A 12,919-nucleotide genomic window follows, 5' to 3' on the forward strand; every position below is an offset into this window, starting at 1 on the left:
GTTCTCCCTGTTATTTCTGGTGGAGAAAAAACCGATACGCGTTGTCATGATAGATTTTGTCGATGACGGCCCTCGGTAGCGCCAGACCTTTCACATCGGCATCGATCGCATCGATATGCTGGCTTCGCGGTGTGGCCAGATAGCGCCAGTCTGACCGCCACATATCGTCGGCCTCCTTGGTGAATTCCTCAGTCATCGGGGGATTTTGCGCGCGTCCGTTTGCGTCCGGCGGACTGAACGTCAGATCCGTGCCATACATCAGCCGGTCCTGATATTTGATGATGAAGTCGCGCACCCGGTCGTAATTCTCGCCCGACTGGTTTTGCAGCTCGCTCATGCGCGCCGCCATATCGACGACGGCATTGGGAAACCGGTCGAGAAATTCCGCGATCCTGTCGACATTCCATTCCAGGCTGGCCAGATGCGCGCCATCGAACGGCAGGTCGGGATGAAAGGCGACGAACTTGTCGCGCGCCGCCATGATCATCTCGTAACTCGGCTCGTCGGGGTGAAGATACATGTAATATTCGGGATGTTCGCGGAAATAGCTGCGGTCATTGTCGGTCGTCATCTGATCGAGCGGCAGCCAGCAATTGCGCGGCTCGCCCTGATGCGCGATCAACGGCACCCCGGCCTTTTTGATATGCGCCATCACCGGGTCGAACCTGGGATCGTCAAGAAACACCCGCTTCCCCTGCGGGTCGGTTTCGACCATGCCGATATTCTTCCACACTTTCACGGCGATCGCGCCGTTTGCAAAGGCGCGGTCCAGCGTCGCCTCGATTCGCTTGGTCCAGCCGGGCGTGCCGAACCCTTTCATGGAAAAGGTCGTCGAGTAGCGAAGATGTTCGGGATCGAGCCTGTGATATTTCTCCGCGATCCGCGCCTGCGTGTCGAGCGGGGGGAAGTCGGGATAATCCACGTTGATCGTCAGTAGTTCGAAGCCGTCGTCGCGCGCGATGCGCAGAAATGCGGGAGAATCATAATTATAATGCACGTGCGCGTCGAACTTCGCCACTTTGGCGAAATCCGCCTCGCTGTACCGATCCTGCGCGTTCGCCGTGCCGGCGAATGTCAGCGCGGCAAGCGCGACTGCGATTCTGCTTCCTGTCCCCATAGCTTTACCCCTTTCGCGCGAAAACGAAATAAATCGAACTTTGTTTTCAGGTTTAGGTTTGCGTTACCCGAGCTTTTCATGCAAGTGTTTTCCAAAGTCGTCCGTATCGATTTCACCGTCGGATGGGCGGCATCCAGCCGGGAGGAGTGACACATGCCGGATTTCGCCGTTTCGCGTCGGGAAACCATCGCAACGCTTCTGGGCGGGACGTCTTTGGTCGTGGCCACGGCTGCGCTGCCCCGTCGGGGGTTTGCCGCAGTGACAAAGGCGGCTGCAACGCTCAGCGACGGGACGCTCACCATCGAATTCGACGGGTCGATGCACTCGCGCATTTCGCATCTCGGCAACGCCATAACCGCCATGGACGCAAGCGACGCCCTGCACCTTGCGGGAGATGTGGTGATCGACCGTTTCGTGTTGCTGGATCAGGACAAAAAAGCGATATCGGACCGGCACGGAAAAGGCGTGCAATACAGGCTGCGTGGCGCGAACGGCGACCGGCTGGAACGAACCGTTATCGTCAGTTTTTACGACCGTCATCCCGGCGTCGCGCTGATCGACACGCAGTATCGCAATACGGGCAAGCAGCCGATGGCGGTCGCCGGCTGGCGAACCGCGTCGCACGATCTGCTTGCGCATCCCAAAGGGGCCTGGACCTATTCGGGCGCATCGCATCCCGACCGGCGCGATTGGGTGCAGCCCGCGCTTCCCGGTTTCGATCAGCCCAACTTCATGGGCATGAACGGATCGGATTATGGCGGGGGCACGCCCGTCGCAGCGGTGTGGCGCCCGGATTTCGGTCTCGCGGTCGGACATGTCGAAACGGTTCCACGTCTGATTTCACTGCCTGTTTCGCACCAGCTGCACGGCACGCATATCGGTATGCAGGGCGACCATACCGACATGCTCCGGCCAGGCGAGACTCTCACGCTGCCCATGGTGTTCCTGATGGCGCACACCGGCGATCATTTTCGCCCGCTGGAGGCGTATCGCGCGATCATGGCGGAACGCGGCCTTTCGGCGCCGCGTATACCCGATAGCAGCTATGATCCCATCTGGTGCGCATGGGGGTATGAACGCAATTTCACGACCGAACAGATTTACGGTACGCTGCCCAAGGCGAAATCGGTCGGACTCGAATGGGCGGTGCTCGACGACGGCTGGCAGACATCCGAAGGCGACTGGAAAGTCGACCGGACAAAATTTCCGCGCGGCGGTGCCGACCTGAAGGCCTTTGCAGATACGGTAAAGGCGGCCGGAATGCGACCGCGCCTGTGGTATGCGCCGCTGGCCGCGGATCCGGGCACCGACCTGCTTCGCGATCATCCCGAAATGCTGCTGCTCGACAGGGACGGCAACGCGCAGAACGTTACCTGGTGGGACGCCTTCACCCTATGCCCGGCCTATCCGCCGGTAGTCGATTATTTCAAGGCGCAGGCGAAGCGCATTGTCGGCGAGTGGGGCTTTGAAGGGATAAAGTTCGACGGCCAGCACCTGAACGGTGTCGCGCCGTGTTACAATCCCGCGCACAATCATGCCCGCCCCGAAGAATCCTTTGAAAAGCTTCAGGATTTCTGGATGGCGATGTATGATGCGATCACGGAAATCAATCCGGACGCGGTAATTGAAATCTGCCCGTGCGGCGACGCCTTCGCCTTTCACAATATTCCGGCGATGAATCACACCCCCGCTTCCGATCCCGAATCCTCTTGGCAGGTTCGGCTGAAGGGCAAGACGTTCAAGGCGCTGATGGGACCATCCGCGCCGTTCGCCGGCGATCATGTCGAACTCAGTGACCGTCATGACGATTTTGCCTCCAGCTATGGCGTCGGCGGCGTGCTTTCCACCAAGTTCACCTGGCCCGAGGACACGGACGATCCGATCGACACCCTGCCGCCGGGCGGTTTCGTGTTGACGCCGCAAAAGGAAAGGCTCTGGCGACAATGGATCGCGCTCTATCGCAAGAACATGCTGTCGAAAGGCGATTATCGCGGCGAACTGTACGATATCGGGTTCGATAAGCCTGAGGCGCACGCAATCGCGAAAGACGGCGCGATGCATTACGCTTTTTTTGCGGATAAATGGGATGGTGCCGTCGAACTGCGCGGCCTCGGCAAGGGGCGATACCGGCTTTCGGATCCGGTATCCGGTCGCGCGCTCGGCATCGCGACGGCGGACGACAACGTCATCAGGACCGCGTTCGAACATTCGCTGATCGTCGTCGCCGAACCGGTGTCGGGGAATGCCGCATGAGCGCCGCCGCCGCCACTGGCCGCGCATGGCTGTTCTACGCCATCACCACCGTCGTGCTATGGGGAATCTGGGGCGCGTTTTCCAGTGTTTCGCCGGAGCGCGGCTTTCCCGAAACACTGGTATACTGCGTCTGGGCGCTGACCATGATTCCGCCGGCGCTGATCGTGCTGGCGCAGGCGAGATGGCGGCTTGACCTGAATCCGCGCGCCATATTTTACGGGATGGCGGTCGGTTTGCTGGGGGCCGGTGGGCAGCTCGTCCTGTTTTATACCGTTACGCGCGGCCCGGCCTATCTGATCTTCCCCATCATCTCGCTATCGCCCATCGTGACGATCGCGCTTTCCTTCTTCCTGCTCGGCGAGCGGACAGGAAAACTCGGAATGCTGGGCATTCTGCTCGCACTGATGGCGCTGCCGACCTTCGATTTCATTCCGCAGTCCGGCGATGGGGCGCAAGGGTCGACCTGGTTCCTGCTTGCCCTCATCGTCATGGCCTGCTGGGGTATCCAGGCTTTCTTCATGAAATCGGCCAATAACTTCATGTCGGGCGAAAGCATCTTTTTCTACATGATGCTCGCCGGTCTGGCGCTTGCGCCGATCGCCTATGCGATGACTGATTTCTCGCGTCCCGTGAACATGGGACTTGACGGTCCGTTGCTCGCGGCGGGCATTCAATTGCTCAACGCCCTGGGCGCGCTGACGCTGGTGTTTGCGTTCCGATACGGCAAGGCGATCGTGGTCGCCCCGCTCAGCAATGCGGGCGCGCCGCTGGTGACCGCCGTGATCGCGCTGATCGTCGCCGGTGTCGTTCCCAACAGCCTGAAGCTCGCTGGCCTTGCCCTTGCGCTGTGCGCCTCGGTTTTGCTGGCGATCGAACCAGACGCCGCGGACGAAACAGCGGATGACGAGACTGAGGGACAACCCTAGCCGACGGCCATTCGACGCCTTCGTTTTGTTTCTTTTTATTGCGTTTATCTTTTCTTCGTTTAGGCTGGATGCGAAAGGAGCACCCATGCAAAAAATTCGCGACTTGGTCCGCCGCCACAAATCGGGCGAACGTATCGGCGTCACGTCCGTCTGCTCCGCGCACCCGCTGGTGATCGAAGCGACCTTCACCAATGCAGCCAAAAATGACCTCGCCTTTGTCCTGATCGAGGCGACGTCCAACCAGGTGAATCAGGACGGCGGCTATACGGGCATGGTCCCGGCCGACTTTCGCGCGTTCGTGGAGGACATTGCGGATCGCATTGCCTTTCCTCGCGACCGGATCGTGCTTGGCGGCGACCATCTTGGCCCCAATGCCTGGACGGCGCTGCCGGCAGGGGAGGCCATGGCGAAGGCGGAGGTACTGGTCGCCGATTATGTGCGCGCCGGATTTCGCAAGATACATCTCGATTGCTCGATGAGCTGCGCCGATGATCCGGTTCCACTGCCCGAACCGGTCATCGCCGAACGCGCCGCGCGCCTGTGTCAGGCCGCCGAACGCGCCTTTGACGGCGCTGGCGACGACGCGCCCGTCTATATCATCGGCACCGAGGTTCCCGTTCCAGGGGGCGCGGCGGAGGACCTTGACGAACTCGCCGTTACCACGCCGGAAGCCGCACTCTCTACGCTGGACATGCACCGGCAATTGTTCGTCGAACAGGGGCTGGGCGATGCATGGGATCGCGTCGTCGGCACCGTCGTTCAGCCGGGTGTCGAGTTCGACCATGACAAGGTCGTCGACTATCGCCCCGAAAAAGCGCGTGCGCTGAGCGCGGCGATCGAAGCCGTGCCGAACATCGTTTTCGAAGCCCATTCGACCGATTATCAGCCACCTCAGGCGCTTGCCGCGCTGGTGCGCGACCATTTCGCGATTCTAAAGGTCGGCCCGGGCGTCACCTTCGCCCTGCGCGAAGCGCTGTGGGCGCTCGATGCGATCGAGCGCGAATGGATCGACTCCAGCGATCGCGCCGATCTGCGCGCCGTAACACTTGACCGGATGCGTGCCGAACCTGCCGACTGGCAAAAATATTATCACGCAACCGGCTCCGCTCTGGAACTGCAACTGCAATACAGCCTGAGCGATCGCATTCGCTATTATTGGCCTGACAAGACGATCGCCGCGGCGCAGGCCGCCTTATTCGAAAATCTGCGTCGTTCGCCTCCGCCGATGGGGCTGATCAGCCAATATCTGCCCGCCGCCTTCGCCGCCCTGCGCAGCAGCGGCGACTCGCTTGATCCCCGGACGCTTGTCATCGCCCATATCGGAATCACCCTCGACACCTATTACGGAGCCTGTCATCCGAATGTCTGACACTCTTACCCCGCCCATGCAGAGCGCCGATTGCTGGACGCGACGGGAAATCTGGCAGCAGCCGCAAACATTGAATGAAACGCAGCGCCTGCTGCGCGACAATCAAGGCGAAATAGAGCGGTTCTTGCGGCCGTTGATGGAAAAAACGAACCTACGCATCGTTCTGACTGGAGCGGGTACATCGGCGTTTATCGGCGAATGCCTGGCGCCCTGGCTTTCGCGCGAAACCGGTCGCCGGGTAGAAGCCGTAGCGACCACCGATATCGTCAGCGCTCCCGATCTTTATTGCGAAGGCGATACCCCGACGCTGCTCGTATCGTTCGGCCGGTCGGGCAACAGCCCTGAAAGCATTGCGGCGGCGGATATCGCGGCGGCGAAGATCAGCGATCTTCATCACCTCGTCATCACCTGCAATCCCGATGGCGCTCTGGCTCGCGATCCCGGAACGCATTCGCATGTCGTCGTACTTCCCAAAGCCACGCACGATCATGGCTTTGCGATGACATCGAGCTTTTCCGCCATGATGTTGGCGGCCCTTTCGATCCTGTCCGGCGTTGCGGCACTGGAAACGCGTATTGACGCAATCTGTCAGGCGGTAAGCGATATTCTGCATAACGCCGACACGGCGATGGCTGACCTTGCTCAACGCAACTTCTCCCGCGTGGTATATTTGGGCAGCGGTGTATTTGAGGGATTGGCCCGCGAATCCGCGCTGAAGCTGCTCGAACTCACCGATGGTGGAATCGTCACCGCATTCGATACGCCAATGGGGTTCCGGCATGGCCCCAAAACCTTCGTAACCACCGAAACGCTGGTTATGGTCTATGTTTCGAACGATCCCTATACCGCCCGATACGACCGCGATCTGATCGCCGAATTGCGAGCCGATAATATCGCCGCCGGCATCGTTACCCTGTCGGCAAAGGCGGAGGCTGACGATACGATCGCGGTACGAAATCTTGGCGGAGCGTGCGATGCGGACCTGCTTTTCCCTTATATCGTACCGGCCCAACTCTTTGCTCTGCATGCCTCACTGGCACGCGGCATGACCCCCGACACCCCCAATGCCACCGGCACCGTCAACCGCGTCGTACAGGGCGTGCACATCCATCCACTCAATCCATGAATCCGCGCAACCTGTATCTGGGGATCGACGGCGGCGGCACGAAAACCGAATTCGTCTGCATCGATCAGGCGGGCGAATGCCTGGTGCGCCATCGCGAACCGACGACCTATCACCTCCAGGTCGGCCTTGACGGTGCCGATCGGGTGATCCGCAACGGGATCGGTGCGATTTGCGCGGCGCTGGACATCGCGCCGACGGACATCGCGCAGGCCTTTTTCGGTCTGCCTGCCTTTGGCGAAGACAGCGAAGCCGACCCGCAACTGGTGAAGCTTTGCGGCGCGGCGATGGGCCATGACCGCTACACCTGCGGCAACGACATGATCTGCGGCTGGGCGGGTTCGCTCGCCTGCGCCGACGGCATCAACCTTGTCGCCGGTACCGGCTCGATCGGCTATGGCGAACGGCAAGGGCGGAGCGCGCGGGTAGGCGGCTGGGGCGAGATATTCAGCGATGAAGGGTCCGCCTACTGGATCGCACTGCAGGGATTGAACGCCTTCACGCGGATGAGCGACGGGCGCCTGAACAAAGGGCCGCTATATCGGATATTTCGCGAAGCCCTGTCGCTGGACGACGACCTTGATATCTGCAGCAGGATAATGGGAGAACATGGTCTGCAGCGCGATGGCATCGCAGCGCTTGCCAGCATTGTCGCAACCGCCGCCGATACCGGCGATGCCACCGCGCGCGATATTCAGATTCGGGCCGCCGATGAACTGGTGCGCATGGCGATAAGCCTGAGCAGAACGCTTGGCTTTTCGGAAGAAGAAACGGTCCCGCTGTCCTGGTCGGGCGGCGTGCTGCGCAATGTCCGGGCGGTGCAGGATGCGTTTCGCGGCGGTCTTTCCCGCCATCGCGGGTTCGACATCGTCGAACCGCGACATGACCCTGGCTATGGTGCGGCGCTTTATGCGCGGCATATTGCCGGGGGGTGACGCGCACCTTTCCTTCTTCTGCGAACCGCCGCGCTATGCGCCACCGTGCTACACCGCTTCGTGCAATCGTTTGCGGAAAAGGTTCCTGACCAGCCGATCCTCGAGCACTCGTCCGATCACATATAGCGCGGCGAACAGCGCGGCGAAGACATAAGCGGGCGTGGGCGAGGATTTGTCCTTGTCCTTATCCTTTTTCTTGTCCTTGTCGGGCTTTTCGGGGGCGGGCGCGCCCAGCGCCTTGTCGATCGGATTGAGCGGGCGAACCTCGTCCTTCTTCGCCTTTTCCTTTGCGCTTTCGGACGCGGGCGAATCGGGTTTCTGATATTTGTTGATGACGACGGTAAGCTGCGCGAAGGCGAGGAACAGCAGCGGCGCAAGGAAGCAGAACAGCAATGCGCGGCTAGTGAGGTGATAGCGCAGCACGCGCGCCTCCCCGCGATTTTCGATGGCAAGCACGCCGCCATCGAATACCGACATCTTGTCCTGCGCAGCCTGATCCTTTTTCGTGAAGGTCAGGGTCGCTTCGGCGCGATCATGGGTGGTCCCGCCCTGCCGGAACAGCGGATCGAGCCGTTCGAATGCCTCATCCTCCGACTGCCCGGGCGCGAGCGGGACGCTGCCCCGGACATGCCAGATCCAGTCGATGAAACGCAGGTTCATTCGCTTTCCTTCGCCGTGCGGCGCGTACGCCCGGCCCGCCCATGGCGAGCGGGCCGCGGCCGGTACGGAGCGCGAGGCATCGGTCACTCGGCGGCGACCGGCTGCGCGGGCGCGGACCGGCCGAAACGTTCCTTCAGAGAACGCCACCCTTCGGTGAAGGGATAGGTCATCTGTTCGCGGATCGCCATTCGGCGGCCGCCCTCCAGCCCCAGCACTTCCGCCTCGCCATCGACACAGGTACCGAAGATGCGGTCGATGAAGATATAGATGCCCGCGAAATTGCTGCGCGATGCTTCGAAATCCTGCGAATGGTGGACGCTGTGATGTTCGGTGGTGTTGAACACGAACCGCCACCAGCGCGGCGTGTTGAAGCGGACATTGATGTGCATATAGACGCCGACGCCCAGACTGATCGCCCCGGCGAGCAGCGCGGCGCGCGGTAGGAAGTCGAACAGGCCGCCGATACCCAGCCCGATCAGGAACAGCTCGACCGGATTGCCGACCGCGCCCTTGTTGATGTTGAACTGCGTGATGTAGTGATGGACCGAATGGGGCAGCCATAGCGGGTACCAGTTGTGCATGCCGCGATGCATCCAGTATTGCCCGAAATCGAAGATGAACGAGATGAGGAATGCCTGGACCAGTAGCGGCAGGCCGGTGAACCAGGCGAACTTGTCCCAATCGAACGAATGCTGGATCGCGTGGACGATGGCATCGCTGCCGATATAGCCGTCGACAATGCGAAGCACGGTATAGCCAAGCCCGACATAAAAAAGGTCGGTGACCATCTCCTTCCAGGTCAGCCGCCAGCTATCATAGCGCGGATTGACCCATTCCAGGCCGAGCAACAACGCCTTGAACGCGATGCCGATGCCGATGGCGGTCGATGCCTTGGCGATGGAATTAGGCGCGTAATACCAGAAGGCGATCAGCGCGAACAACGCCACCGGCTGAAACCAGGTGAAGATGAAGCGCTTCACCGGCCCGCCTTCGACCCTGCCGATATTCTCCCAGCCGATGGTTACCGGCGCTTCCGAGCCGATAATTCTCTTGCCTACGCGAATTCCGTCCATCTGTTGCCCCTCGTAATACCGAGTCCTGACGGCAGGATGGGGCAAGGATCGCGATCGCAACATACGTCATCGAACGTATGTCGCGGGGTTGGGCAGTGAAAAAATGGCGAAAATCGGCAGGCGCGCGTGTTATCCCCGCGGGCGCATCGTCGCCCTGACCAGCCGCGTGACGAGTTCGCCCAGCGAGGCGTAGTTCGCCTGCCCATAGGCCGAATCGGCAGGAAGCGCGGCGCTGATCCGCCGATGCGCCTCGGCAAGCGAATGATAGGGCAGGCGCGGCAGCAAATGATGCAGCGCGTGAAAACGAAGCCCGACCGGTGCCCACAGCATGCCCGGAAAAACGGGCGGGACATTGGTGCTGTCGCGATATTGATCGGTGAGCGAAAGCTGCGCGCCGTCATTTTCCCACAGATGCGCGACCAAGGTGCGCGTCTGGTTGAGCGTGGCGACACCCGCATGCACGGCGCAATAGATTGCGAAGGCGGCGGGCGGCAGGATGCCGAACGCGAGCGCGCCCAGAATGGCGATCGCGACGAAGCTGGTCCCCGCTTCCTGCCAGCGCCAGCGTCGTGCGAAATCGCCCGTCGGCAAGGGGCGAATATAGCCCGGGTTTACTTCAAGCGCCGAAAAACGCGAAACGACGGCGCTGCGTACGCGCGGGTCAAACCAGGAAAGCGGTCCGACAATGCCGAACCGCACGAGCAACAGCAGCGGCATGAAGATCGCGGCAAGCGTGAACAGCGGCAGCGTCCAGGGACGCATCCGGGCGAGCGGCAGATATTCGGGATCGTTGACTGTGCCGTAATGCGCACGCGAATGGTGCACCGCATGGATTCCTTCATACAGAAACGAAGGCAGCAGCAGCGGCATGCCCACCGCCAGATTCCACGCGATCCGGAAGCCGGGGAGCTTCGCATGGTCGAGATGGGTGATTTCGTGAATGAACAATACCGCCCGATACAGCGCCAGCACCGATAGCGTGGCGAACAGCAGCATACTCCACCAATGATCGGCGACCATCGCGCCGATCAGCGCGGCATAGCCGATCGCGGCCGAACCGAAACAGTCGGTCCAGTAGATGCGCGCAGAGGGGATGTGCAGATCGCGGGTAAGCAGCGCCGCCTGGCGCAGCATTTCCCGATCCTCGCTACCGGCGGGGCGGGCTGCGGGCTGCGCGCGTTCGGCGCGCAGCGGTTGCGTATCGAGGTACATCGGCTTTTCAACTTCTTACCAGATTCGGCGGCGTGCCCGCGGGTTGCCGCATCCTGCGCCGCGCCGTGCGCGACATGCCACGGCTATTGCCGCACGAGCATTCGGGTTATTGCGGAGTTGACCGGCGTCACCCGCCGCGCCGCGCGAAGCCCGATGGCGCGCGCGATCCGCGCCGGGCGATGTTCGGCAGTGTAGAGCGCGACGAGCAGGTTGGTCCCGGCATAAAGCGGGCGTGTGGCGAGCCGGTGGCGAGCCTCGTACCGGCGCAGCAGCAGCGGAGAAGCAAGCGGGTGTCCGCCCCGCGCCGCACGCGTCAGCATGCCGGAGAGCGTGCGCGCCGATTGCAGCCCCAGATTGAATCCGTGCGCGGTCACCGGATGCATGCCCACCGCGGCATCGCCGATCAGCGCCGCGCCGTCGCTTACAAAATGCCGGGCATAGCTGGTCGCCAGCGGATAGACATGCGGCCCCGTCACCAGCTCCATCGCGCCAAGGCGATGGTCGAAACGGCGTTCGAGTTCATAGGCGAGCGCCGGACCGGGAAGTGCTGCGAGCCGGTCGATCGCGGCGCTGGTAAGCGTGAGGACGGCGGAAGAGCAATTGCCGTTCAGCGGCAGCATCGCAATGGTCTGGCCATGATCGAACCATTCGCGCGCGATGCCGCCATGATCGCCGCTATGCCGGACCCGGCAGACCAGCATCGATCGGCCGAGCCGGTTGACCTCCGCCGCGATGCCGAGCTGGTCGCGCACAGCCGAAAAGCGCGAATCGGCGGCGACCAGCAGCTTCGCCGCGATCTCGCGTCCGCCGGAAAGCGTAACCGTCACCCCCGCGCGTGAGGCGCGAACCGTTTCGACCGGCGCGTCGGCCATCAGGGTGATATCGTCGCGATCGGCAAGTGCTTCGTACAGCGCCTTGCGTATAGCGTGGTTCGAAACCAGACAGCCCAGACGATCGGCGCTGGTGCCGTCGGGATCGAAGGCGAGCGAGAGCGGCGATGCGCCATTATAGACCCGCGCACCACGCAGCGGGGCGATATTCTCGGGCGCAATTCTGTCCCATGCGCCAAGCTTGCGCAGCGTGGCGACCGAACGATGGGTCAGCGCGATTTCACGGCCATCGGGCGCGGGATCGGCGAGCGCCGCGCGCGGTTGCCGCTCGACGACGCAGGTCCGCAGCCCGCTTCCCGCAAGGCCAAGCGCAAAGGCAAGTCCCGCCGGGCCGCCCCCAACCACCAGCACGTCATATTCATCGCTCATTTCCGCCTCCATCGGCGCACCATGAAGCGATGCGCGCGCGCCGTCTTTGCGCCGCGTCAAAATCGCGACGAAATCACCCCTGCCCCGCCTGTTCGAGCAGCGCCCGGGCGCGAGCAAGATGCGGCCGATCGAGCATCGCGCCATGATGCCCGATCGTGCCCGCGCCGGGATTGGCGGCGAACAGCGCAACGATTTCGCGCGCTTCGGCGATCTCCCCCTCCGACGGGGTGAACGCTGCGTTGATGATCTCCACCTGCGCCGGGTGGATGGCGAGCATCCCGCGAAATCCTTCGCGCCGCACCTGTTCGGCGCGCGCCTTCAGCCCTTCGGAATCGCGAAAGTCGCCTTGGATCGTTTCGATCGGCAGCACCCCCGCACTCGCCGCGCCGAGCAGGCACAGGCTGCGCGCGAGGCGATAGGTGAAACCATATTCGCCATTGGCATCGCGATTGGCCGAAGCGCCGATCGAATCGGCAAGGTCCTCCGCTCCCCAGCTCATCGCGACAAGGCGCTCGCACCCGGCATAATCGCCGGTATGAAACATCGCGGTCGCGGTTTCGGTGACGAGCGCGATCACCTTCGTACTTCCCTGGGGAATGTCATGCGCCGCTTCCAGCGCGCAAAGATAATGGTCGATCCGCTCTACATCGGCGCGGCCGCGCGCCTTGGGCAGCATGATGCCGCCGGGGCGGCCGGGCATGATCGCGGCAAGATCGGGAAGCGTCCAGTCGCTGTCGAGCGGATTGACCCGAACCCACAAGCGGTCGTGTCCCTCGCCCCGCGTCCGCAATGCGTTGGCGACCGTGCGGCGGGCAGCGGGTTTCGCATCGGGCGCGACCGCATCCTCAAGGTCGAAAATCGCGATATCGGCTGAACCGTCGGCTGCCTTTGCAATCTTCTTTTCGCTGTCGCCCGGCGCGAAGAGCCATGAGCGGGCCGGGATAGTGAGCTGTTCTGCCATCGATACGCCTCCTGCCCATCGCCTAAAGCGC

Annotated in this window: 11 protein-coding genes; 5 read left to right on the plus strand and 6 right to left on the minus strand. The window is 62.1% G+C overall.

All coding sequences use genetic code 11. From position 1 onward, the window contains the following. Positions 1–10: 10 nt before the first annotated feature. Positions 11–1,117, minus strand: a complete 1,107-nt coding sequence (locus KY084_RS07230) for an amidohydrolase family protein (protein ID WP_219237786.1) — start codon at positions 1,115–1,117, stop codon at positions 11–13. Positions 1,118–1,270: 153 nt separating this feature from the next. Between KY084_RS07230 and KY084_RS07235 the strand changes: the two genes are divergently transcribed. From KY084_RS07235 to KY084_RS07255, 5 genes are all read left to right on the plus strand, one after another. Then, positions 1,271–3,370, plus strand: a complete 2,100-nt coding sequence (locus KY084_RS07235) for a glycoside hydrolase family 36 protein (RefSeq protein ID WP_219237787.1) — start codon at positions 1,271–1,273, stop codon at positions 3,368–3,370. Continuing rightward, the gene (locus tag KY084_RS07240; RefSeq protein WP_219237788.1) at positions 3,367–4,296 is read left to right on the plus strand and encodes a DMT family transporter; all 930 of its coding nucleotides are present in this window, start codon (positions 3,367–3,369) and stop codon (positions 4,294–4,296) included. The genes KY084_RS07235 and KY084_RS07240 overlap by 4 nt, the downstream gene beginning before the upstream one ends. Positions 4,297–4,381: 85 nt before the next feature. After that, positions 4,382–5,665 carry a D-tagatose-bisphosphate aldolase, class II, non-catalytic subunit gene (locus tag KY084_RS07245; RefSeq protein WP_219237789.1) on the plus strand — a complete coding sequence of 428 codons (1,284 nt, stop codon included), beginning with the start codon at positions 4,382–4,384 and terminating at the stop codon, positions 5,663–5,665. After that, on the plus strand, positions 5,658–6,791 hold the full coding sequence (locus tag KY084_RS07250; RefSeq protein ID WP_219237790.1) for an SIS domain-containing protein: 1,134 nt from the start codon (positions 5,658–5,660) through the stop codon (positions 6,789–6,791). Before KY084_RS07245 ends, KY084_RS07250 begins: the two co-directional genes overlap by 8 nt. Next, on the plus strand, positions 6,788–7,723 hold the full coding sequence (locus KY084_RS07255; RefSeq protein WP_219237791.1) for an N-acetylglucosamine kinase: 936 nt from the start codon (positions 6,788–6,790) through the stop codon (positions 7,721–7,723). The genes KY084_RS07250 and KY084_RS07255 overlap by 4 nt, the downstream gene beginning before the upstream one ends. A gap of 48 nt (positions 7,724–7,771) precedes the next feature. On the opposite strand, the gene KY084_RS07260 is transcribed toward KY084_RS07255, so the two are convergent. The 5 genes from KY084_RS07260 to KY084_RS07280 form a co-directional block, all read right to left on the minus strand. Then, the gene (locus KY084_RS07260; RefSeq protein ID WP_219237792.1) at positions 7,772–8,383 is read right to left on the minus strand and encodes a hypothetical protein; all 612 of its coding nucleotides are present in this window, start codon (positions 8,381–8,383) and stop codon (positions 7,772–7,774) included. Between the two features lie 83 nt (positions 8,384–8,466). Continuing rightward, a complete protein-coding gene (locus KY084_RS07265) occupies positions 8,467–9,456 on the minus strand; it encodes a sterol desaturase family protein (RefSeq protein ID WP_219237793.1) in 990 nt (329 codons plus the stop codon). 129 nt (positions 9,457–9,585) lie between these two features. Beyond that, positions 9,586–10,668, minus strand: a complete 1,083-nt coding sequence (locus KY084_RS07270; RefSeq protein WP_219237794.1) for a fatty acid desaturase family protein — start codon at positions 10,666–10,668, stop codon at positions 9,586–9,588. Between the two features lie 83 nt (positions 10,669–10,751). Beyond that, positions 10,752–11,927 (minus strand): 5-demethoxyubiquinol-8 5-hydroxylase UbiM, encoded by a 1,176-nt coding sequence (gene ubiM / locus KY084_RS07275; RefSeq protein WP_219237795.1) that lies wholly within the window; start codon positions 11,925–11,927, stop codon positions 10,752–10,754. 73 nt (positions 11,928–12,000) lie between these two features. Next, positions 12,001–12,888 carry an HpcH/HpaI aldolase/citrate lyase family protein gene (locus KY084_RS07280; RefSeq protein WP_219237796.1) on the minus strand — a complete coding sequence of 296 codons (888 nt, stop codon included), beginning with the start codon at positions 12,886–12,888 and terminating at the stop codon, positions 12,001–12,003. Positions 12,889–12,919: the final 31 nt, after the last annotated feature.

Origin of the sequence: Stakelama flava, assembly GCF_019351405.1 — a bacterium.
In the GTDB taxonomy this organism is placed as follows: Bacteria; Pseudomonadota; Alphaproteobacteria; order Sphingomonadales; family Sphingomonadaceae; genus Sphingomonas; species Sphingomonas flava_A.

Bases quoted from the DNA above. Each gene is read 5' to 3' on its own strand.
- KY084_RS07230 (WP_219237786.1), bottom strand. From the start codon at position 1,117: ATGGGGACAGGAAGCAGAATCGCAGTCGCGCTTGCCGCGCTGACATTC.
- KY084_RS07235 (WP_219237787.1), top strand. From the start codon at position 1,271: ATGCCGGATTTCGCCGTTTCGCGTCGGGAAACCATCGCAACGCTTCTG.
- KY084_RS07240 (WP_219237788.1), top strand. From the start codon at position 3,367: ATGAGCGCCGCCGCCGCCACTGGCCGCGCATGGCTGTTCTACGCCATC.
- KY084_RS07245 (WP_219237789.1), top strand. From the start codon at position 4,382: ATGCAAAAAATTCGCGACTTGGTCCGCCGCCACAAATCGGGCGAACGT.
- KY084_RS07250 (WP_219237790.1), top strand. From the start codon at position 5,658: ATGTCTGACACTCTTACCCCGCCCATGCAGAGCGCCGATTGCTGGACG.
- KY084_RS07255 (WP_219237791.1), top strand. From the start codon at position 6,788: ATGAATCCGCGCAACCTGTATCTGGGGATCGACGGCGGCGGCACGAAA.
- KY084_RS07260 (WP_219237792.1), bottom strand. From the start codon at position 8,383: ATGAACCTGCGTTTCATCGACTGGATCTGGCATGTCCGGGGCAGCGTC.
- KY084_RS07265 (WP_219237793.1), bottom strand. From the start codon at position 9,456: ATGGACGGAATTCGCGTAGGCAAGAGAATTATCGGCTCGGAAGCGCCG.
- KY084_RS07270 (WP_219237794.1), bottom strand. From the start codon at position 10,668: ATGTACCTCGATACGCAACCGCTGCGCGCCGAACGCGCGCAGCCCGCA.
- ubiM (WP_219237795.1), bottom strand. From the start codon at position 11,927: ATGAGCGATGAATATGACGTGCTGGTGGTTGGGGGCGGCCCGGCGGGA.
- KY084_RS07280 (WP_219237796.1), bottom strand. From the start codon at position 12,888: ATGGCAGAACAGCTCACTATCCCGGCCCGCTCATGGCTCTTCGCGCCG.